At 70.6% G+C, this 20,782-nt stretch carries 19 protein-coding genes; 2 read left to right on the top strand and 17 right to left on the bottom strand.

What is annotated here, in order from left to right:
• Positions 1-44: 44 nt before the first annotated feature.
• From nusB to AB0M11_RS37770, 17 genes are all read right to left on the bottom strand, one after another.
• Complete coding sequence (gene nusB / locus AB0M11_RS37850; RefSeq protein ID WP_365712848.1) at positions 45-476, bottom strand: transcription antitermination factor NusB; 432 nt, start codon at positions 474-476, stop codon at positions 45-47.
• A 2-nt stretch (positions 477-478) separates the two neighbouring features.
• The gene (gene efp, locus AB0M11_RS37845) at positions 479-1,045 is read right to left on the bottom strand and encodes an elongation factor P (RefSeq protein ID WP_365712846.1); all 567 of its coding nucleotides are present in this window, start codon (positions 1,043-1,045) and stop codon (positions 479-481) included.
• A 52-nt stretch (positions 1,046-1,097) separates the two neighbouring features.
• On the bottom strand, positions 1,098-2,204 hold the full coding sequence (locus tag AB0M11_RS37840) for an aminopeptidase P family protein (protein ID WP_365712844.1): 1,107 nt from the start codon (positions 2,202-2,204) through the stop codon (positions 1,098-1,100).
• A gap of 175 nt (positions 2,205-2,379) precedes the next feature.
• Positions 2,380-3,204: a Pro-rich N-terminal domain-containing protein gene (locus tag AB0M11_RS37835; RefSeq protein ID WP_365712855.1), complete on the bottom strand. Its 825-nt coding sequence runs from the start codon at positions 3,202-3,204 to the stop codon at positions 2,380-2,382.
• A gap of 118 nt (positions 3,205-3,322) precedes the next feature.
• On the bottom strand, positions 3,323-4,936 hold the full coding sequence (gene aroB, locus AB0M11_RS37830; RefSeq protein WP_365712853.1) for a 3-dehydroquinate synthase: 1,614 nt from the start codon (positions 4,934-4,936) through the stop codon (positions 3,323-3,325).
• A gap of 32 nt (positions 4,937-4,968) precedes the next feature.
• Positions 4,969-6,153 carry a chorismate synthase gene (gene aroC / locus AB0M11_RS37825; RefSeq protein ID WP_365712842.1) on the bottom strand — a complete coding sequence of 395 codons (1,185 nt, stop codon included), beginning with the start codon at positions 6,151-6,153 and terminating at the stop codon, positions 4,969-4,971.
• A gap of 227 nt (positions 6,154-6,380) precedes the next feature.
• Positions 6,381-7,220 (bottom strand): shikimate dehydrogenase, encoded by an 840-nt coding sequence (locus AB0M11_RS37820; RefSeq protein WP_365712840.1) that lies wholly within the window; start codon positions 7,218-7,220, stop codon positions 6,381-6,383.
• Positions 7,201-8,958, bottom strand: a complete 1,758-nt coding sequence (gene mltG, locus AB0M11_RS37815) for an endolytic transglycosylase MltG (RefSeq protein ID WP_365712838.1) — start codon at positions 8,956-8,958, stop codon at positions 7,201-7,203. The genes AB0M11_RS37820 and mltG overlap by 20 nt, the downstream gene beginning before the upstream one ends.
• Before the next feature lie 123 nt (positions 8,959-9,081).
• Positions 9,082-9,546 (bottom strand): Holliday junction resolvase RuvX, encoded by a 465-nt coding sequence (gene ruvX, locus AB0M11_RS37810; protein WP_365712836.1) that lies wholly within the window; start codon positions 9,544-9,546, stop codon positions 9,082-9,084.
• Between the two features lie 14 nt (positions 9,547-9,560).
• Positions 9,561-12,233 carry an alanine--tRNA ligase gene (gene alaS / locus AB0M11_RS37805; RefSeq protein WP_365712834.1) on the bottom strand — a complete coding sequence of 891 codons (2,673 nt, stop codon included), beginning with the start codon at positions 12,231-12,233 and terminating at the stop codon, positions 9,561-9,563.
• Positions 12,233-12,580 carry a hypothetical protein gene (locus tag AB0M11_RS37800; protein WP_365712832.1) on the bottom strand — a complete coding sequence of 116 codons (348 nt, stop codon included), beginning with the start codon at positions 12,578-12,580 and terminating at the stop codon, positions 12,233-12,235. The genes alaS and AB0M11_RS37800 overlap by 1 nt, the downstream gene beginning before the upstream one ends.
• A 12-nt stretch (positions 12,581-12,592) precedes the next feature.
• On the bottom strand, positions 12,593-13,033 hold the full coding sequence (locus AB0M11_RS37795) for a DUF948 domain-containing protein (RefSeq protein ID WP_365712850.1): 441 nt from the start codon (positions 13,031-13,033) through the stop codon (positions 12,593-12,595).
• A gap of 184 nt (positions 13,034-13,217) precedes the next feature.
• The gene (rpsD, locus tag AB0M11_RS37790; protein WP_181803162.1) at positions 13,218-13,832 is read right to left on the bottom strand and encodes a 30S ribosomal protein S4; all 615 of its coding nucleotides are present in this window, start codon (positions 13,830-13,832) and stop codon (positions 13,218-13,220) included.
• Between the two features lie 303 nt (positions 13,833-14,135).
• Positions 14,136-15,491, bottom strand: coding sequence for a replication-associated recombination protein A (locus AB0M11_RS37785; protein ID WP_365712828.1), 1,356 nt, complete (start codon positions 15,489-15,491; stop codon positions 14,136-14,138).
• A 43-nt stretch (positions 15,492-15,534) separates the two neighbouring features.
• On the bottom strand, positions 15,535-16,191 hold the full coding sequence (locus tag AB0M11_RS37780; RefSeq protein WP_365712826.1) for a vitamin K epoxide reductase family protein: 657 nt from the start codon (positions 16,189-16,191) through the stop codon (positions 15,535-15,537).
• A 398-nt stretch (positions 16,192-16,589) separates the two neighbouring features.
• Positions 16,590-17,852 (bottom strand): histidine--tRNA ligase, encoded by a 1,263-nt coding sequence (gene hisS, locus AB0M11_RS37775; protein ID WP_365712824.1) that lies wholly within the window; start codon positions 17,850-17,852, stop codon positions 16,590-16,592.
• Between the two features lie 13 nt (positions 17,853-17,865).
• Complete coding sequence (locus AB0M11_RS37770) at positions 17,866-18,579, bottom strand: MBL fold metallo-hydrolase (RefSeq protein ID WP_365712823.1); 714 nt, start codon at positions 18,577-18,579, stop codon at positions 17,866-17,868.
• A gap of 178 nt (positions 18,580-18,757) precedes the next feature.
• Here AB0M11_RS37770 and AB0M11_RS37765 point away from each other — a divergent pair, with 178 nt between their 5' ends.
• Positions 18,758-19,579, top strand: a complete 822-nt coding sequence (locus AB0M11_RS37765; protein ID WP_365712821.1) for a peptidylprolyl isomerase — start codon at positions 18,758-18,760, stop codon at positions 19,577-19,579.
• A 135-nt stretch (positions 19,580-19,714) separates the two neighbouring features.
• Positions 19,715-20,782, top strand: a 1,068-nt coding sequence (locus tag AB0M11_RS37760) for a DUF349 domain-containing protein (RefSeq protein WP_365712819.1), incomplete at its 3' end; no start/stop codon positions are given.

The following is a 20,782-nucleotide window of genomic DNA, read 5'->3' as shown; positions in this document are numbered from 1 at the left end:
GCCTGCAGCAAGGCACGCTGCAGGCCCTCCGGCGTTCCGTCGGCTCACACCTCCCGGCGCAGCGACGGCTTCAGCTCCTTCAGACGCCCCAGAAGCCCGTTCACGAACGAGGGCGACTCGTCCGTCGAGAACTCCTTCGCGAGCTGCACCATCTCGTCGAGGACGACGGCGTCCGGCGTCTCGTCGACCCAGATCAGCTCGTACGCGCCGAGGCGCAGGATGTTGCGGTCGACGACCGGCATCCGGTCCAGCGTCCAGCCGACCGCGTACTGGGCGATCAGCTCGTCGATACGCGTGGCGTGCTCGGCGTAGCCCTCGACCAGCTGCATGGTGTACTCGCTCACCGGCGGCTGGCGGGTGTCGTCCCTGGACAGCCGGATCCAGTCCGCGAGGACGGTCAGCACGTCGGCCCCGCGCTGGTCGCCCTCGAAGAGGATCTGGAAGGCGCGCTTGCGGGCCGTGTTGCGGGCAGCCACGGTTAGCTGTTCACCCGGCCGAGGTAGTCGCTCGTGCGGGTGTCGACCTTGATCTTCTCACCGGTGGTGATGAAGAGCGGGACCTGGATCTGGTGGCCGGTCTCCAGGGTGGCCGGCTTGGTGCCGCCGGTGGAGCGGTCGCCCTGGACGCCCGGCTCGGTCTCCTGGACGGTCAGCTCGACAGCGGCCGGGAGCTCGACGAAGAGCACCTCGCCCTCGTGCTGGGCGACGACGGCCGTGAAGCCCTCGATCAGGAAGTTGGCGGCGTCGCCGACGGTCTTCCGGTCGATGTGCAGCTGGTCGTACGTGTCCATGTCCATGAAGACGAAGTACTCGCCGTCCATGTACGAGAACTGCATGTCGCGCTTGTCGACAGTGGCCGTCTCGACCTTGACGCCGGCGTTGAAGGTCTTGTCGACCACCTTGCCGGACAGCACGTTCTTGAGCTTGGTGCGCACGAAAGCGGGGCCCTTGCCGGGCTTGACGTGCTGGAACTCGACGACGGACCAGAGCTGGCCGCCTTCGAGCTTGAGCACCAGGCCGTTCTTGAGGTCGTTCGTGGAAGCCACGGTTGCGGAATCTCCTGGACTGACGTGGACGACCCCGGCGCACGCACCTTGCCTAGAGTGCGAGCAGCTCCTTGGTCGTGATGGTGAGTAGCTCGGGTCCGCCGTCCGCCTCGGGGCGTACGACGAGCGTGTCATCGATCCGGACGCCGCCCCGGCCCGGGAGGTGGACCCCCGGTTCGACGGTGACCGGCACGCAAGCGTCCAGTTTACCCATGGCCGCGGGGGCGAGCTGCGGGTCCTCGTCGATTTCGAGTCCGACGCCGTGTCCGGTGAGGGGTTGCAGGGCCTCGGCGTAGCCGGCGGAGCGGAGGACCTGGCGGGCGGCGCGGTCGACGTCGCGGCAGGCGGCGCCGGGCACGAGGCTCTCCCGGCCGGCCCGCTGAGCGGCGAAGACGAGGTCGTAGAGCTCGATCTGCCAGTCGGCGGGCGAGGTGCCGATGACGAAGGTGCGGCCGATCTCGCAGCGGTAGCCGCGGTAGGTCGCGCCGAGGCAGACGGTCAGGAAGTCGCCCTCCTCGACCCGGCGGTCGGTGGGGCGGTGGCCGCGGCGGCCGGAGTTCGGGCCGGCGGCCACGGAGGTGGGGAAGGCCGGGCCGTCGGCGCCGTGGTCGACGAGGCGGCGCTCCAGCTCCAGAGCGAGGTGCCGTTCGGTGCGGCCGACGAGGATCGACTCCAGCAGTTCGCCGAGGGCCTGGTCGGCGATCTCGGCGCCGATGCGCAGGCAGGAGATCTCCTCCTCGTCCTTCACGACCCTGAGCTGCTCGACGGCGCTGCCGAGGTCGGTCAGGCGGAGGCGGGGCGCGACGGAGGCGAGGGCGCGGTGCCGGGCCACGGTGAGGTGGTGCTCCTCGACGGCGAGGGTGTCGGCGTCCTGGGCGGCGGCGAGGTCGGCGGCGGCCACGGCGGGGTCGCCGCCGGGGCCTGCCAGGAGGTGGGGCCGCAGGGACTCGTCGGGGCGGGCCTCGGCGGGGCGGTCGTCCAGCGGGCCGGGGCAGACGAGGAGGTCCTCGCGTCTGCCGAGGAGCAGGACGGAGCCGTGGGGTGCGGCGCCGGCGAGGTATCTCACGTTGGCCGGGTGCGAGATGACGGCGGACTGGCTGCCGGCCGCGTGGCAGCGTTCCCTCAGCCTGGTTCGGCGGGCCGCGTACACGTCTGACATGAGTCGAGCGTAGGAGGGATGGGCGGTTTGTGCCGGTTGAGGGGGGCCGAGTGGGGTGGCGGGCGCCGTGGTGAGGTGCGGGTGCGTGGTCGTCTTCGCGCAGTTCCCCGCGCCCCTTGAGGGGGGATCGGGTGCTTGCGCAGTTCTCCGTGCCGCTTGGGGGCTGCTGGTTCTGTCACCAGGTGGGGGGGCTTGCTATTGCTCTGGTCAGAACCTCGTCGAGGATTCTTGCTGTTGCCGGGATGTCCAGTTGGGAGTTGTCGATGATCGGGAGGCCGGAGCCGTACCAGCCCGCCATGCGGCCGTGGATACGGGCCACTTCCTCGTCGGTGAGGCGGCGGTTGCCGGTGCGTTCGGCGTTGCGCTCCAGGACGATGTCGAGGCCGGGGAGGAGGACGACCGGGAGCAGGCCGGGGCCGACGTGGCGCTTCCAGCCGCCGAGGCCGACGACCGGGCGGTCCGGGAAGACCGCGTCGTCGAGGATGCACGAGATGCCGTTGGCCAGGAAGTTGCGCGCGGCGAAGCCGCAGGTGCGGCGGGCGAGGCGGTACTGGGCCTCGGAGTGGTCGTTCCACCCGGACTGTGGGTCGGCGAAGCCGGAGCGGACCCACTCCCGGACGTCGTCGAGGCTGATGTGGGCCGTGGGGACCCGGCGGTGGTCGGCCCAGTACTTGGCCACGCTGGTCTTGCCCGCCCCGGCCGGACCGATGAGGAGGACGGCCAGGGTGGTGGTCGTCGGATCGGGCACCGTGGCGGCGGGGGGCGTGCTCGGCATGCCCACCGGCGCACCCGGCGGCAGCGGCACGTGGCCCGTGGTGTCGGGCGGCGGCGGCGCCGAGGGAAGCGGGGGGAGCGGCGGCTGCGGAGGCGCGGACGGTGGCGGCGGCACGGGCGGCGGGCCCTGCGGCGGTCCCGGGTGGTGTGCGGCCGGCTGCCAGCCGGTCGGTTCCTGCCCCGGCTGATGGGGCGGCGGCAGCGGAGATCCCACTGCGTGCTGCATCCGGTGCCACTCCGTCTCGTCATGTTCGGACACGCTCGTTACCGAACCGTACCGCCCCTGGTCGTCGTTTGGTGAAACGGCCGGGGGCGGTCCGAAGTGCCCGCCCTGCAAGGCCTGTCTACTGACCGACCTCGCCGTACGCGGCGAGCAGCACGGCGGGGTCCGGGCCCTCCATGACCGTCGGCTTGGCGAGGCCGTCCAGGACGATGAAGCGGAGCAGGTCGCCGCGGGACTTCTTGTCGACCTTCATCGTCTCCAGGAGCTTGGGCCACTGGTCGTAGCGGTAGTGCAGCGGGAGGCCGACGGACTCCAGGACCGTACGGTGGCGGTCGGCCGTCGCGTCGTCCAGGCGTCCGGCCAGCCGGCCCAGCTCGGCGGCGAAGTGCATGCCGACGGCGACCGCGGCGCCGTGCCGCCACTTGTAGCGCTCGTTCTTCTCGATGGCGTGGCCGAGCGTGTGGCCGTAGTTCAGGATCTCGCGCAGGCCCGACTCCTTCAGGTCGGACGAGACGACCTCCGCCTTCACCCGGATGGACCGCTCGATCAGCTCGGCGGTGTGCGGGCCCGCCGGCGTGCGCGCGGCCTCGGGGTCGGACTCGATGAGCTCCAGGATCACCGGGTCGGCGATGAAGCCGGCCTTGATGATCTCGGCGAGCCCGGAGACGTAGTCGTTGACCGGGAGGGAGTCCAGCGCGGCAAGGTCGCAGAGGACGCCCGTCGGGGGATGGAAGGCGCCGACCAGGTTCTTGCCCTCGGCCGTGTTGATGCCGGTCTTTCCGCCGACCGCCGCGTCGACCATGGCGAGCACGGTGGTCGGGATGGCGATCCAGCGGACGCCGCGCAGCCAGGTGGCGGCCACGAAACCGGCCAGGTCGGTGGTCGCGCCGCCGCCCACGCCGATGATGACGTCGGAGCGGGTGAAGCCGGACTGGCCGAGCGCCTTCCAGCAGTAGGCGGCGACCTCGGCGGTCTTGGCCTCCTCCGCGTTGGGCACCTGGATGGCGACGGCCTCGTAGCCCTGCCCGGCCAGGTCGGCGCGGAGCGCGTCACCGGTGTCGGCGAGCGCCTCGGGGTGGATCACGGCAACCCGCTTGGCCTTCTCGCCGACCAGCCCGCCGAGCTCGTCGAGGAGCTGACGCCCCACCAGGACCTCGTACGGGTCGCTGCCCGCGCTGCCGCCGACCTGGATCCTCGTAATCTGGCTTGCCACAACGTCCTCCGGCCGGGGGTCCGGGGACTGTCCCCCGGGGGATGCAGCCTTCGACTCCAGTGCGTCCAGGGCTGCCTGGGTGACCTCTTCGGGCGTACGGCCGTCGGTCGCGACGACGGCCGTGGCGACCTCCTCGTACAGGTGCCGCCGGGCTTCCATCAGCTCGCGCCACTGCCTGCGCGGGTTGATGGCGAGCAGGGGCCGGGCCGCGTTCAGGCCGGTGCGCTTGACGGCCTCCTCGACGTCCATCGAGAGGTAGACCACCCGGCGGTCGGCGAGCAGGGCGCGGGTCTCCGGGTCCAGGATCGCGCCGCCGCCGAGCGCGAGGACGCCCTCGTGCTCGGCCAGCGCCACCCGTACCGCCCGCTTCTCGATCTCGCGGAACACCGGCTCGCCCTCGGCCACGAAGATGTCGGCGATGGCGCGGCCCTCGGCGGCCACGATGTCCTCGTCGGTGTCCCGGTAGCCGACGCCGAGGCGGTCGGCGAGCAGCTGCCCGACCGTGGACTTGCCGACGCCCATCGGCCCGACCAGCACCACCCTCGGGGTGCCGGTCACCGGATGGCCAGGTTCTCGAGGTACGACCGCACGTTCCGCCGGGTCTCGGTCACCGAGTCGCCGCCGAACTTCTCGGCGACCGCGTCCGCGAGGACGAGCGCGACCATGGCCTCGGCGACGATGCCGGCGGCCGGCACGGCGGAGACGTCGGAGCGCTGGTGGTGGGCCTGGGTGGCCTCGCCGGTCGTCACGTCGACGGTCTGCAGGGCGCGCGGCACGGTCGCGATGGGCTTCATCGCGGCCCGGACCCGGAGCAGCTCGCCGGTGGAGAGGCCGCCCTCGGTGCCGCCGGCCCGGCCGGAGACGCGGCGGATGCCCTCCGGGGTGTTGACGATCTCGTCGTGGGCCTTGGAGCCGGGCACCCGGGCCAGCTCGAAGCCGTCGCCGATCTCGACGCCCTTGATCGCCTGGATGCCCATGAGGGCGCCGGCGAGGCGGGCGTCCAGCTTGCGGTCCCAGTGGACGTGCGAGCCGAGGCCGACGGGGACGCCGTAGGCCAGCACCTCGACCACTCCGCCGAGGGTGTCGCCGTCCTTGTGGGCCTGGTCGACCTCCGCGACCATCGCCTTCGACGCGTCGGCGTCCAGGCAGCGCAGCGGGTCGGCGTCCAGCTTGTCGACGTCGGCCGGGGTGGGGTAGGTACCGGCCGGGGCCTTCACGGAGCACAGCTCGACCACGTGCGAGACGATCTCGATGCCGGCGGTCTCCTTGAGGTAGGACCGGGCGACGGCGCCGAGCGCCACGCGGGCCGCGGTCTCCCGGGCGGAGGCGCGCTCCAGCACCGGCCGGGCCTCGTCGAAGCCGTACTTCTGCATGCCGGCCAGGTCGGCGTGGCCGGGGCGGGGGCGGGTCAGCGGGGCGTTGCGGGCGAGGCCGGCGAGGATCTCGGGGTCGACCGGGTCGGCCGCCATGACCTGCTCCCACTTGGGCCACTCACTGTTGCCCACCATGATCGCCACCGGGGAGCCGAGGGTGAGGCCGTGCCGGACGCCGCCGAGGAAGGTGACCTCGTCGCGCTCGAACTTCATGCGCGCACCGCGGCCATAGCCGAGCCGCCGCCGCGCCAGGTGGTCGGCGACCATCTCGGTCGTGATCGGCACGCCGGCGGGAAGGCCCTCCAGCGTCGCGACAAGTGCGGGACCGTGGGACTCCCCCGCGGTCAGCCAACGCAGCCTGCTCAACGATGCTCCTCAGTGCTCGCGCCCTGGTACTGCCCTGCATACGCGTGTCCTCGCGTACGGCGACGGCCCGACCGGGTGCGCGGCCCCGGTCCGCCACCTCCGATCCTCCCACGTCCGGCCGCCCAACCCGGTCGGCGGTCCATCAGACGGACGCGGATGTGCCAGGTCGGCGCCCGGCAGCGCCCCGGACCGGGCCGGCGCCGCATCGTCGGCGCAGCGGTCCGCGCTCAGCGCTCGGCGAGCGCCTTCTCCCCCGCCCTGCGCATGGCGTCCAGTGGCGCAGGACCGCGACCGGTCATCTGCTCGACCTGGAGCACGGCCTGGTGCACCAGCAGATCCAGACCGCTGACCACGGCCCCGCCGAACATGGACCAGCGGGCGGCCAGGGCCGTGGGCCAGGGGTGGTACAGCACGTCGAAGAGGGTGGCCGGACGCTCGGGCACGGCAGCGGCGAGGGCGTCGGTCGTACCGGCGGGCGTCGTGGCGATCACCAGGGGGGCGTGCAGGGCCTGCTCGGCGTCGGCCCAGTCGGCGGTGCGGACCTCGACGTCGAGCCGCTCGCCCCAGTGCCGCATCTCGGCGGCGCGCTCCTCGCTGCGGACGTAGGCGACGACCTCGCCGGTGCAGATCCGGGCCAGGGCGGCCAGTGCGGACGAGGCGGTGGCGCCGGCGCCCAGGACGGCGGCGGAGCCGACCTGCTCGACGCCGTGCTCACGCAGCGCGGCCACCATGCCCGGGATGTCGGTGTTGTCGCCGAGCCGGCGCCCGTCCTCCGTGAAGACGACGGTGTTGACGGCGTCGACCGAGGCGGCGGTCTCGCTGACCTCGTCGAGCAGCGGGATGACGGCCCGCTTCAGCGGCATCGTCAGCGACAGCCCGGCCCACTCCGGCCCCAGCGCCCCGAGGAAGCCGGGCAGTCCCGCCTCATCGATCTCGAAGCGCTCGTACGACCAGTCGGCGAGTCCGAGTTCGTCGTACGCGGCACGGTGCAGCACCGGGGAGAGGGAGTGGGCGATGGGCTTGCCGAGCACGGCGGCCCGGCGGGCGTCAGTTGCCCGAGCTGGCATTGAACTTTTCCTTGAGCTGCTGGAATTCCGCGTAGGTCTTGGCGAATTCGGTGTTGTTCTGGCCGTCGGTCGCCACGAAGTAGATCCAGCCGTCGTCGGTCGGATTCAGGGCTGCCTTCAGCGCGTCCTCACCGGGGTTGCCGATCGGTCCGGGCGGAAGCCCCTTCTGGGTGTACGTGTTGTACGGGTCCCGGTTGCTGTTGATCTCCGACTCGCTGATGTGGATATTGCTGGTGCCCTTCAGGTAGTTGAAGGTCGAGTCGAATTGCAGCTTCTGGTTCGTCTCGGTGTTCGTGGGCTTGAGACGGTTGTAGATCACTTCCGCCATCTTGCGGAAGTCGTCGTGCGTCTTTCCTTCGGCCTGGACGAGGCTCGCGACCGTGATGACCTGCAGCGGGCTGTCCAGGTCGAACTTCCTGGCCTCGGCCGCGAGGTCGTAGGCGGCGTACTGCTCCTTGGCCGCGGCGACCATCTGTTTCAGGATCGCGTCGGGCTTCATGCCCTTGGCCGCGGGATAGGTGCCCGGGTAGAGGAATCCTTCCAGCGGGTCCATGATCTTGCTGCTGGTGTTCGCGTAACTCGGCAGACCGAGGTTCTTGTACTCGGCCCTGGCGACCTTTTTGGAGGTGCCCGCGGAAAGGCCGAGTTTTTTGTCGAGGGCCACGTAGACCGCCGCGGCGCGCTCGCCCGGGGTGACGACGACATTGGCCTTGCTGCTCGGGTCGAGCATCAGCAGCACGCAGCTGGCGGCGGACATCTCCTTCTTGAGCGTGTAGGCGCCCGCCTGGATCGTGTTTCCCTTGGGGTTCTGCGTCTGCGCGTGCACGAACGCGTCGACGCTCTTGACGACACCGGCCTCCTTCAGCCGGCGGCCGATGTCGTACCCACCCGCGCCCTTGGGGATCTGGACCGTGACGGTCTCGCTGGAGCCGCTGCCCGTGTAGTCCGGGGCCGCGCCGAAACGATTTTGGTAGAAGTGCCAGCCGAAATAGCCGACGGTGGCCGCGCCGCCGCCGAAGACCAGGCAGACCACCAGGCAGGCGGCGCCGTTGCGGCGCTTCTTGGCGCCCTTGCCACCCTTGCCTTCCTTGCCCCCTTTGCCGCGGCCACCACCGCGGCGTCCTTTCGGATCGTCGTCGCTCTCGTCGGCATCGTCGTCGGAGTCGTCGGCGCCGGTGAAGAAGGGGTGCTGCTCCTCTTCCTCCTCCTCGGCGGCGGGCTGCGGCTCCGGTTCCGGCTCGGGGCGCCGGCGGCCGGGCGGCTCCGGGGGCGGGTAGGCGTCCTCGGTGCCGTAGAAGTCGGGCTGCTCGACGCCGTAGGCCACGGGCTGCTGGCCGTAGGGGTCGCCGGGGTCGGCGGCGTAGGGAACGTGGCCGTGGGTGCCGGTCGCGTCCCAGGTGCCCTGGTGGTACTGCTGCGGAGCATGGCCGACGTACTGCTGGTCGTACTGCTGCTGACCGTGCCCGTCGACGTAGTGGAGTTGGCCCTGTTCGTCGTAGTACGCGTACTGCTGCTGGTCGTACCCGCCCTGCGGATGCTGGCCCCAGTCGCCGTACTGCTGCTGCGACTGCTGCGGGTAGTGCTGCGGCGACTGCTGCGACGGGTAGTTCTGCGGCTGACTGCCGTAGGGGGACTGCGGGCCCACATGGGCCTGCTGTCCGCCCCATCCGTCGTCCCCGTACAACGGGTCCTCCGGATGCCACGGTTCGGAGCCCTGGCCCCGGCCATACTCAGTCATCGATCCCCTAGAGCCGCGAGGCGGCGCGTCAGGCGACTGGTGGGCCGCCTGACCGTTCCGTCTCTTGCTGTGCGGTGGCTGTTCGAAAACCATCGCATCGCGCGGAACGTTACCGTATCGCGATCAGATGACCACTTCGACGCCCTCGCCGGGTGGTTTACCTGACACCCGTTCGGATTCCAGTGCCTGCTGGAGGATGATCACAGCGGCGGCCTGGTCGATGACCGAGCGGCCCTTCTTGGACTTCACCCCCGAGGCGCGCAGGCCCTGACTGGCCGTCACGGTCGTCATCCGCTCGTCGACCAGACGGACCGGCACCGGTGCGATGCCCTTGGCGAGTTCCTGGGCGAAGGCCCGCACCTTGACGGCGGCCGGGCCCTCACCTCCCTTGAGGGAGCGCGGGAGTCCGACGACGACCTCGACCGGTTCGTACTCCTCGACCAGCTGCCGCAGCCGGCGGTGGGCCGCCGGGATGTCGCGGCCGGGGACCGTCTCGACCGGGGTGGCGAGGATCCCGTCGGGGTCGCACGAGGCGACCCCGATCCGGGCGTCCCCGACGTCGATCGCAAGTCGACGTCCTCTGCGCATTTCCGACCGTTTCCTTACTTGGCGGTCTCGTCGACGAGGCGCTCGACGGCGTCGACGGCCTCTCCGACCGCGGCCGGGTTCTGGCCGCCGCCCTGGGCGACGTCCGGCTTGCCGCCACCGCCGCCGCCGAGGGTCTTGGCGGCGGTGCGGACCAGGTCACCGGCCTTGAGCCCGCGGTCACGGGCGGCGTCGTTGGTGGCGATGACCGTGAGCGGCTTGCCGTTGTTGACCGTGAACAGGGCGACCACGGCGGCCCGGCCGCCCTGGATGCGGCCACGCACGTCGAGGACCAGCCGGCGCAGGTCGTCCGGGGTGGTGCCGTCCGGGACCTGTCCGGTCACCACGGCGATCCCGCGGATGTCCTTGGCGGACTCGACCAGTCCGGCGGCGGCCTGCAGCACCTTCTCCGCGCGGAACTTCTCGATCTCCTTCTCCGCGTCCTTCAGCTTGCCGAGCATGGCGGAGACCTTCTCCGGAAGCTCCTCCGGACGGCCCTTGATCAGCTCCTGGAGCTGAGCGACGACCGTGTGCTCACGGGCCAGGAAGTTGTAGGCGTCCACACCGACCAGGGCCTCGATACGGCGGACACCCGAGCCGATGGAGGACTCGCCGAGCAGCTTCACCAGGCCCAACTGGGAGGTGTTGTGCACGTGGGTGCCGCCGCACAGCTCCTTGGAGAAGTCGCCGATGGTCACCACGCGGACCCGCTCGCCGTACTTCTCGCCGAACTCGGCGATGGCGCCCTGCTTCTTGGCCTCGTCGATGCCCATGATGTCGGCGCGCACGTCGAGGTCGCGGGCGAGCACCTCGTTGATCTTCTGCTCCACGTCGGTCATCACGGCCGTCGGCACGGCGGACGGCGAACCGAAGTCGAAGCGGAAGCGGCCGGGCTGGTTCTCGGAACCGGCCTGGGCGGCCGTCGGGCCGAGGGCGTCGCGCAGCGCCTGGTGGGTGAGGTGGGTGGCCGAGTGGGCGCGGGCGATGGCGGTCCGGCGGCGGGAGTCGATCGAGGCGTGGGCCTTGGCGCCCACCGTCACCTCGCCGACCTGGACGACGCCCTTGTGGACGTAGACGCCGGGGACCGGCTTCTGGGTGTCGCGGATCTCGATCACGGCGCCGGTGTCGACCTTGATCCGGCCGGTGTCGCCGATCTGGCCGCCGCCCTCGGCGTAGAACGGGGTGCGGTCCAGGACGATCTCGACCTCGTCGCCCTCGGTGGCGGCCGGCGAGGAGACGCCGTCGACGAGGATGCCGACGACCGTGGTCTCGCCCTCGGTGTCGCTGTAGCCGATGAAGTCGGTCTCGCCGGTCCGGTCGGCGATCTCGCGGTAGGCACCGGCGCCGGCGTGGCCGGTCTTCTTGGCCTGGGCGTCGGCCTTGGCGCGCTCCCGCTGTTCCTTCATCAGGCGGCGGAAACCCTCCTCGTCCACCGAGAGGCCCTGTTCGGCGGCCATTTCGAGGGTGAGGTCGATCGGGAAGCCCCAGGTGTCGTGGAGCAGGAACGCCTTGTCGCCGGCGAGGACCTTGCCGCCGGCCTCCTTGGTCTCGGTGACGGCGGTGTCAAGGATGTTGGTGCCGGCCTTGAGCGTCTTGAGGAAGGCGTTCTCCTCGGCGACGGCGACCTTCTCGATGCGCTCGCGGTCGGTGACCAGCTCCGGGTACTGCTGGCCCATCATGGCGATCACGGTGTCGATGAGGTCGAGGACGACCGGGCCGGTGGCGCCGAGCAGGCGCATGTTGCGGATGGCGCGGCGCATGATGCGGCGCAGCACGTAGCCGCGGCCCTCGTTGCCCGGGGTGACGCCGTCGCCGATGAGCATCACCGACGTGCGCATGTGGTCGGTGACCACGCGCAGCGAGACGTCCGAGGCGTGGGCGTCGCCGTAGTGGACGCCGGTCAGCTCGGTGGCCTTCTTGATGACGGCCATCGAGGTGTCGATCTCGTACATGTTCTGCACGCCCTGCAGAATCATGGCGAGACGCTCCAGGCCGAGGCCCGTGTCGATGTTCTTGCTGGGCAGCTCGCCGAGGATCTCGAAGTTGTCCTTGCCGATGCCCTCGCCGCGCTCGTACTGCATGAAGACCAGGTTCCAGATCTCCACGTACCGCTCGTCGTTGACGGCGGGGCCGCCCTCGACGCCGAACTCGGGGCCGCGGTCGTAGTTGATCTCGGAACAGGGGCCGCAGGGGCCGGGGACGCCCATGGACCAGTAGTTGTCCTTCATGCCGAGGCGCTGGATGCGCTCCTTCGGCACGCCGACGACGTCGTGCCAGATGCGCTCCGCCTCGTCGTCGTCCTGGTAGACGGTGATCCACAGCCGGTCCGGCTCCAGGCCGTAACCACCCTTGTCCTGGGGGCTGGTGAGCAGCTCCCAGGCGTACTTGATGGCGCCTTCCTTGAAGTAGTCGCCGAAGGAGAAGTTGCCGCACATCTGGAAGAACGTGCCGTGCCGGGTGGTCTTGCCGACCTCTTCGATGTCCGGGGTGCGGACGCACTTCTGCACGCTGGTGGCGCGGTCGAAGGGCGGCTTGACCTCACCCAGGAAGTAGGGCTTGAACGGCACCATGCCGGCCGGGACGAGGAGCAGAGTCGGGTCGTCCGCGATGAGCGACGCCGAAGGGACGACGGTGTGCCCGCGCTCCTCGAAGAAGCTCAGCCAGCGGCGGCGAATCTCAGCCGACTCCATCAGTGGTCCTCATTCCGGTTGTACGAGTACGTCGTCCTGTCGTCGGCGTACTTCGGGTTGCTGCGGTTCTCGATGGCGGCGAGCCGCCGGGGCGCGGGGAGTTCGGGGCTGGTGTTGATGCCCAGCGCGTCGCCCAGCTCGTCCTCCCGCTGGGCCATGTTGTCCCGGACGTCGAGGGCGAAGCCGACCGCCCGCTCCTTGATCCGGTGGCCCGTCTCCAGTGCCTTGTTCGCGGCGGTCGCGGCGAGGCTCTCGGGAGTCAGCTGCTTCAGCTTGCGGTTGACCTTGGTGGTGGCCCACACTCCGGCGGCGACACCGGTGGTGAACCAGAACGTTCGGCGGAACATATGGCCTGGCTCCTACTTTCCCCGGTTCTTGCGCCGTGCGACGGGGACGGTGCGGCCCACGATCACGGTACGCCTGGGCTCCTTCACGGGCGCGTCCGCCTTGCGGCCGGCCAGTGCCCGTCGCACGCCGTACCCGAAGGCCGCGACCTTGACCAGCGGGCCGCCGAAGGTGGAGGCGACGGTGGTGGACAGCGCGGAGGCGTTGGACGTGACCTCCTGGACGTCGGAGGCGATCGCGTCGACCCGGTCGATCTGGGTCTGTGCGGAGCGGACGGCCGCGGAGGCGTCGGCGAGCAGCGGAACGGCCTGGTCGGTCACGTCCGCCACCAGCTTGGTCGTCGCCTTGAGCGTCTGGGCCAGCCTCACGAGCGCCACCGCGAGGAAGGAGACCAGGATCGCCCAGAAGACGGCCACCAGCATCCCGGCCACCTCTCCACCGGACACCGCGCGCACCCGCTCCCTGTCTCGTGCCTGAACGACGTGGATCAACGTCGAAAAGTCTGCACCGAGCCTATCGCGCCGGGGATGCGACTCCGCACCGGATTACCGGGCGGGCATGCGAAAGCCCGCCGCCTCGCCCGCCCGGAAGGGCGGGGAGACGGCGGGCCCACGCTGAGGTGCTACACCCGGCTGGTGATCAGCGGGCGTAGTACTCGACGACGAGCTGCTCGTCGCAGATGACCGGAACTTCCTTGCGGTTCGGCTCGCGGTCCAGGCGGAAGGCCAGGGCGCGGAGGTTCACCTGGAGGTAGCGGGGGGTCTCGCCGTCGGGGGCGAAGCCGCCCTCACGGGCGATCTGGAAGAGCGTCTTGTCCTTCGAGCGGTCGCGGACCTGGATGACGTCGTCCGGACGCACGCGGTAGGACGGCTTGTCGACCTTCTGGCCGTTGACCTGGATGTGGCCGTGGACGACCATCTGGCGGGCCTGGTAGATCGTGCGGGCGATGCCCGAACGCAGGACCAGCGCGTCGAGGCGGCGCTCCAGCTCGACGATCAGGGCCTCACCGGTCTTGCCCTGCACCTTGGAGGCACGCTCGTAGGCGCGGACCAGCTGACGCTCGGAGATGTCGTACTGCGCGCGCAGACGCTGCTTCTCCAGCAGACGGACCTTGTAGTCCGAGTTCTGCTTGCGGCCGCGGCCGTGCTCACCCGGCGGGTAGGGGCGGGCCTCGAAGTACTTGACGGCCTTCGGGGTCAGCGCGATGCCGAGGGCACGCGACTTCTTGACCTTGGGGCGGGACTGGTTCGCCACTGTCTCTTTCTTCCTTCTGGGTTTTCGGCTTGTCAGGGTTGAGGGAGGTCGCAATCCGCAGCCGGGGAAACCCGCCGGGACCCTTGCCGGGCCTGGTGGGCAGCCGCTCCCCTGGTCTGGGCACATACGTGCAGCACGCGAGTGGCCCACCGACCTCTCCCGCCGTGCGGCGGATGGTGGTGGGCTGCCCGCGACACCGTTCGACGGTGCGCGACGCTCCTGGAGCCCCCTGGCGGGGGTTCCGGCCGGCTGTCCCGCTCTGACTGCGCGGGACTCGGCGCTTCGGGGAAGTCTACAGGCTGCTCAGGACCGCCTGCGACCGAGGTGCTTCCTGGTCCACTCGACCGCGTCGGCGTACCGCGCCTCGGCGCCGTGCCGGGTCGGGGTGTAGTACTCCCGGTCCCGGACGGTGTCCGGGGCGTACTGCTGCTCGGCGATGCCCTCGGGCAGGTCGTGCGGGTAGACGTAGCCCTGCGCGTGGCCCAGCTTGGCGGCGCCCTTGTAGTGGCCGTCGCGCAGGTGGGGTGGCACCTGGCCGGCCCGGCCCTTGCGGACGTCCTCCAGCGCGGCGCCGATCGCGGTGGTCGCCGAGTTGGACTTGGGGGCCAGGGCGAGGGCGATGGTGGCGTGGCTGAGGGTGAGGGCGGCCTCCGGGAAGCCGATCATGGCGACGGCCTGGGCGGCGGCCACGGCTATGGGCAGGGCGTTCGGGTCGGCGAGGCCGATGTCCTCGCTCGCCGAGATCATCAGGCGGCGGGCGATGAAGCGGGGGTCCTCGCCTGCCTCGATCATGCGGGCCAGGTAGTGCAGGGCCGCGTCGACGTCCGAGCCCCTGATGGACTTGATGAGGGCGCTGGCGACGTCGTAGTGCTGGTCGCCGTCCCGGTCGTACTTCACCGCGGCGCGGTCGACGACCTCCTCCAGGGTCCCGAGGCCGATCTCCGTCTCGCCCTTGTCGAGGGCGGCGCCGGCGGCCGCCTCCAGGGCGGTCAGGGCGCGCCGGGCGTCGCCGCCGGCGATGCGCAGCAGGTGCTCCTCGGTGTCCGCGGGGAGGGCGACGGCGCTCTTGAGGCCGCGCTCGTCGGCGAGGGCGCGGCGCAGGAGCCCTCTGACGTCGTCGTCGGTGAGCGGTTCGAGGGTGAGCAGCAGGGAGCGGGAGAGGAGGGGGGAGATCACCGAGAAGTACGGGTTCTCGGTGGTCGCGGCGATCAGGGTGACCCAGCGGTTCTCGACGGCGGGGAGCAGGGAGTCCTGCTGGGCCTTGCTGAAGCGGTGGATCTCGTCGAGAAAGAGGACGGTCTCCTTGCCGTAGCCCCCGGTGGCGCGGCGGGCGCCGTCGATGACCGCGCGGACCTCCTTGACACCGGCGGTGATCGCGGAGAGCTCCACGAACCGCTTGTCGGTCGCCTTGGAGACGACGTACGCGAGGGTCGTCTTGCCGGTGCCGGGCGGCCCCCAGAGGATCACGGAGGACGGTCCGGCCGGGCCGCCGGAACCTTCGCCGACCAGTCTGCGCAGCGGGGATCCCGGCTTCAGCAGGTGCTGCTGGCCCACCACCTCGTCGAGGGTGCGCGGGCGCATCCGCACCGCCAGGGGGCTGCCGGTCGGGTCCTTCTCCTGGCGTTCTTCGGCGGCGGCGGTGAACAGGTCGGGTTCCACGCTGAAACCCTACGGGACAGCACTGACAATCCCCGCAGGGCTGTCAGCTGGTCCAGAAGTCCCACCAGCGGGTCAGGATCAGCATGCCGATGATGCCGATGTGCAGGACCGGCAGCACCCAGGTGAACTCGCCGAAGAACGACTTCAGCCAGTTCGGGGTCGGCAGGAAGCCCTTGCGGATGTTGAACGAGGTCACGTACCAGAACATGGTGATCGTGGCGACCCAGGCCAGCGAGCACCACAGGCAGAGCGCGTTGATCCGGTACAGGGACTGGAACTGCAGCCAGGTGCAGAAGGCCACGCCGAAGAGCGTGCCGAAGTTGAAGGTCAGCCAGTACCAGCGCGGGAAGCGGGCGCGGGTCAGCAGGCTCACGCCGACGCAGATGACGATGCCGTAGCAGACCAGGCCGAGCATCGGGTTCGGGAAGCCGAAGGCCGCGGCCTGCTTGGACTCCATGACGCTGCCGCAGGAGACGACCGGGTTGAGGCTGCACCCGGGGGTGAAGGTCTTCCCCTCGACCTTGGCCTCGAGCAGCTTGAACTTGTCGACCGTGATGACCCACGCGGCGAGCAGACCGGCGGCGCCCGTGATGATCAGCAGCAACGCGAAGGCACGGCTGCCGCCCTCGGTGCGCGGTGCCGCGGAGGCGTGCTCGGGCCCGGGCTCGGTGGAGACGTCCTTGACTGTCGTCTTGCTCATCACGCCGATTCCGTCTGATGGAGAGTTGGAACTTCTTCGGGCAGGGGCCATTGTGCCGCACGAGGCGCCCTCTCCACCGTTCGGTGGAGATAAGCAAGGACGCCCGACCGCCCGGAAAGACGGCTTCCGGCCGCGGCGCCGGGGGCTGTCACAGCCCCTGGACACGACGGGCACGCGCGCGGGGCGGTCCGAGGAGAAATCGTCCGGGAGGACGAATCGGCGTTCGCCGGATTGACGGTCCCCGCCCTGCCGCCCGCGGCCGCCCGAACCTCGGTGCCGGTTCTGGTACCCGAGCCGGCCGCTCGCGGACGGGGGCAGGTCGGTCCCGCTGACCGCGCCGGCCGACTGCGCCGCCTGTTCGGCGAGTCGGCCGGCGCACGGCAGTGGACCGGCAGGGGCTAGCCGAGCCTCGACTCCAGTTCCGCCACGATCTCGTTCACGCCGACCGCCGTCTGCTCGCCGGACTCCATGTCCTTGAGCTGGACGACGCCCTCGGCGAGGTCGCGCTCGCCGGCGACGATCGTGTAGCGGGCGCCGCTGCGGTTGGCGTTCTTCATGGCGCCCTTGAGCCCCTTGGCGCCGTAGGAGAAGTCCGCCGCGATGCCCACCCGGCGCAGCTCCGTGACCTTCCCGAAGAGCACGCGGCGCGCCTCCTCGCCGAGCGGCACCGCGAAGACGCTGGTCGAGGACGGGAGGTCGAGTTCGATGCCCTCCGCCTCCAGCGCCAGCACCGTGCGGTCGACGCCCAGGGCCCAGCCGACGGACGGGAGGGCGGGGCCGCCGATCATCTCGGAGAGCCCGTCGTAGCGGCCGCCGCCGCCCACCGCGGACTGGGAGCCCAGCCCGTCGTGCACGAACTCGAAGGTGGTGCGGGTGTAGTAGTCCAGGCCGCGGACCAGCTTCGGGTCGTCCTCGAAGGAGACGCCCGCCGCGCCGATCAGTTCGCGGACCTCCTCGTGGTACGCCTTGCAGGCGTCGCAGAGGTAGTCGCGCAGGAGAGGCGCGTCGCCCAGCTGCTTCTGGACCGACTCGCGCTTGTCGTCCAGCACACGGAGGGGGTTGATCTCCGCCCGGCGCAGGGTGTCCTCGTCCAGGTCCAGGCCGCGCAGGAAGTCCTGGAGGGCCGCGCGGTACACCGGGCGGCACTCCTTGTCGCCCAGGCTGTTGAGCAGGATGCGGAAGTCGCTCAGCCCCAGCGAGCGGTACGCCTGGTCGGCCAGGATGATCAGCTCGGCGTCGAGCGCCGGGTCCTCCGCGCCGATCGCCTCGGCGCCGACCTGCGAGAAGTGGCGGTAACGGCCCTTCTGCGGGCGCTCGTAGCGGTAATAGGAGCCGGAGTACCAGAGCTTGACGGGGAGGTTGCCCGTCTTGTGGAGGTTGGCCTCCAGGGCGGCACGCAGGACGGAGGCGGTGCCCTCCGGGCGCAGGGCCAGCTTGTCGCCGCCCTTCGTCTCGAAGGCGTACATCTCCTTGGTGACGATGTCGGTGGACTCGCCGACACCGCGCGCGAAGAGCTCGACGTTCTCGAAGCCCGGGGTCTCGATGTAGCCGTACCCCGAGTTGCGCAGCGGAGCCGCGATGGCCTCGCGGACGGCCAGGTACTTGGCGCTGTCCGGGGGGATCAGGTCGTACGTGCCCTTGGGGGCCTGGAAGGTGCTCACGGGAGGTCTCTCGTCACATTCCTCGTCGGGGAGCGGCATCGGCGTCCGCTCCCGGGCCGGCGGCCACCTGCCGTAGGTACGGGTTGGTGGCGCGCTCCTGGCCGATGGTCGTCTGGGGGCCGTGGCCGGACAGCACCACGGTGGAGTCGTCGAGCGGCAGGCAGACACGGGCGAGCGACGCCAGCATGTCGTCCATGGAGCCGCCCGGCAGGTCCGTGCGTCCGATGGAGCCGGCGAAGAGCAGGTCACCGGAGAAGAAGACCGAGGGGATCTCGGCCGTCTCCGGCATCCGGAACGTCACCGACCCCCTGGTATGGCCCGGCGCGTGCGCGACGGAGAACTCCAGTCCGGCCAGCTCCAGCCGCACGCCGTCGGTCAGTTCGAGGACGTCGTCCGGCTCGCCCACGGTCAGCTCGCCGAGCAGCGGCATGCCGATGGAGCGGCCGATCCCCTTGGCGGGATCGCTCAGCATGTACCGGTCCTCGGGGTGGATCCAGGCCGGCACGTCATGCGCTCCGCACACGGGGACGACCGAGGCCACGTGGTCGATGTGGCCATGGGTGAGGACGACGGCGACGGGCTTGAGCCGATGCTTTCTCAGTGCTTCCTCGACGCCTTCGGCGGCCTCGTGGCCGGGGTCGATGATCACGCACTCCTCACCGGCGGCGGGGGCGACGAGATAACAGTTCGTCCCCCAGGCCCCGGCGGGGAACCCGGCAATGAGCACGATCGTCCTTCGTTGTGTCGATTCGGGAGGCTGCACGCTGTGGTCCAGAGCCTACCGGCGCTGCCGTTTCCTCAGCGAACCCATATACGGTACGGGGCTACACGCAGCAGTCGGCTCACACAACGCACAGGACGCACGCGTACCGGTCGACACACGACACGCATGAGGAGAGAACCCGGTGGTCAGCCAGGAGCAGCGGCGGCGTCAGCTCGCCCGGGAGAAGTTCTTGCGGCAGCAGCAGCGGCGTACCAGCGCGCGGCGCAAGGCACGGATGCGCAACTCCGTGATCGCGTCGGTGCTCGGCGTGATCGTGATCGGCAGTGTCGCGCTGTACACGACCGGGGTGCTGAAGAACGACGACAAGGCGAACGCCAGCTCCGAGACGACGCCCAGCGCCCCCGCCTCGCCCAGCAAGGCGCCGGACCCGTGCGAGAAGGCGGCGGCCGGCTCGGTGAAGAAGCTCAGCTGGAAGAAGGAGCCGGCGATGACGATCGACACGTCGGCCGCCTACACGATGAAGCTGGCGACGACGTGCGGCGACATCGACATCGCGCTCAAGACGGCGGCGGCTCCGCACACGGTGAACTCGTTCGACTTCCTCGCCGCGCAGGGCTTCTTCGACCACACCAAGTGCCACCGGCTCACCACCAACGGCATCTACGTGCTGCAGTGCGGCGACCCGACGGGTACCGGCAGCGGCGGTCCGGGGTACACGATTCCTGACGAGAACCTGAAGGACAAAAGCCTGAAGGGCGGTGTCTACCCGGCCGGTACGGTCGCGATGGCCAACACGGGCCAGAAGCACAGCGGTGGCAGCCAGTTCTTCCTGGTCTACCAGGACAGCCAGTTGCCGCCCAGCTACACCCCGTTCGGCACGATCGACGCGGCCGGCCTGAAGGTCCTGAAGAAGATCGCCGCCGCGGGTGAGAGCACCGGTCAGGGTGACGGAGCCCCCAACGCGACGGTTGTGATCAACAAGGCCACGGTCACGAAATCCTGACCACCAACTGCGAAATTTCGGTCGCGCGGGATGCGGACAGGCAACCCGCCGGTCGCCTATGTTGGCCGTGACGAAACTGTGGACGATGCCCGGGGGCGCTGAGGCCCCTCGCGGGCATCATGTGGAGGAGGCGCTGTGAGCAGCGACCCGTGGGGCCGCGTCGACGAGACGGGGACCGTGTACGTGCGTACGACCGACGGCGAGCAGGTCGTCGGTTCCTGGCAGGCGGGCTCCCCTGAGGAGGCGCTGGCCTACTTCGAGCGCAAGTACGAGGGCCTGGTTGTCGAGATCGGCCTCCTCGAAAAGCGAGTACAGACCACCGACCTGTCCGCGAAGGACGCCCAGGCCGCCATCGACCACCTGCGCGAGCAGGTGGAGGCGCACCACGCGGTCGGAGATCTGGAGGCACTGCGCACCCGGCTCGGCGATCTGGTGAAGACCGTGGAGTCGCGCCGCGAGGAGCGCCGGGCGCAGCGTGCCAAGCAGTCCGACGAGGCCCGTCAGGCCAAGGAGGACCTGGTCGCCGAGGCGGAGCAGCTGGCCCAGTCCGACCAGTGGCGGGCGGCCGGTGAGCGGCTGCGGTCCCTGGTGGACACCTGGAAGGGCCTGCCGCGCCTGGACCGCAAGTCGGACGACGAGCTGTGGCACCGCTTCTCGCACGCGAGGTCGGCGTTCTCCAAGCGCCGCAAGGCGCACTTCGCCCAGCTCGACGCCCAGCGCGAGGACGCTCGCAAGGCCAAGGAGAAGCTGGTCGCCGAGGCCGAGTCGCTGTCGGACTCGACGGACTGGGGTCCGACGGCCGCCCGCTACCGCGAGCTGATGGCCGAGTGGAAGGCCGCCGGCCGCGCCCAGCGCGAGCACGAGGACGACCTGTGGAACCGCTTCCGCGGCGCCCAGGACGTGTTCTTCGCCGCGCGGGGTTCGGCCTTCGCCGAGCGGGACGCGGAGCAGACGGAGAACCTGAAGCTGAAGGAGGAGCTGGCCGCCGAGGCCGAGAAGCTCCTGCCGATCACCGATCTGAAGGCCGCGCGGGCCGCCTTCCGCTCGATCAACGAGCGGTGGGAGGCCATCGGCCATGTGCCGCGCGACGCCCGCCCGAGGGTCGAGGGCCGGATGCACACGGTCGACCGGGCCATCCAGGAGGCCGAGGAGGCGGAGTGGCGCCGGACCAACCCGGAGGCACGCGCGCGTGCCGCGGGCCTG

This window comes from Streptomyces sp. NPDC051987 (assembly GCF_040680735.1).
Lineage (GTDB): Bacteria > Actinomycetota > Actinomycetes > Streptomycetales > Streptomycetaceae > Streptomyces.
Note: the sequence above shows the minus strand (reverse complement) of the source record. Positions and strands in the feature narration are given on the sequence as shown.

Bases quoted from the DNA above. Each gene is read 5' to 3' on its own strand.
- AB0M11_RS37780 (WP_365712826.1), bottom strand. From the start codon at position 16,191: ATGAGCAAGACGACAGTCAAGGACGTCTCCACCGAGCCCGGGCCCGAG.
- AB0M11_RS37820 (WP_365712840.1), bottom strand. From the start codon at position 7,220: ATGCCAGCTCGGGCAACTGACGCCCGCCGGGCCGCCGTGCTCGGCAAG.
- ruvX (WP_365712836.1), bottom strand. From the start codon at position 9,546: ATGCGCAGAGGACGTCGACTTGCGATCGACGTCGGGGACGCCCGGATC.
- alaS (WP_365712834.1), bottom strand. From the start codon at position 12,233: ATGGAGTCGGCTGAGATTCGCCGCCGCTGGCTGAGCTTCTTCGAGGAG.
- mltG (WP_365712838.1), bottom strand. From the start codon at position 8,958: ATGACTGAGTATGGCCGGGGCCAGGGCTCCGAACCGTGGCATCCGGAG.
- AB0M11_RS37835 (WP_365712855.1), bottom strand. From the start codon at position 3,204: ATGCAGCACGCAGTGGGATCTCCGCTGCCGCCGCCCCATCAGCCGGGG.
- AB0M11_RS37840 (WP_365712844.1), bottom strand. From the start codon at position 2,204: ATGTCAGACGTGTACGCGGCCCGCCGAACCAGGCTGAGGGAACGCTGC.
- AB0M11_RS37800 (WP_365712832.1), bottom strand. From the start codon at position 12,580: ATGTTCCGCCGAACGTTCTGGTTCACCACCGGTGTCGCCGCCGGAGTG.
- aroB (WP_365712853.1), bottom strand. From the start codon at position 4,936: ATGGGCGTCGGCAAGTCCACGGTCGGGCAGCTGCTCGCCGACCGCCTC.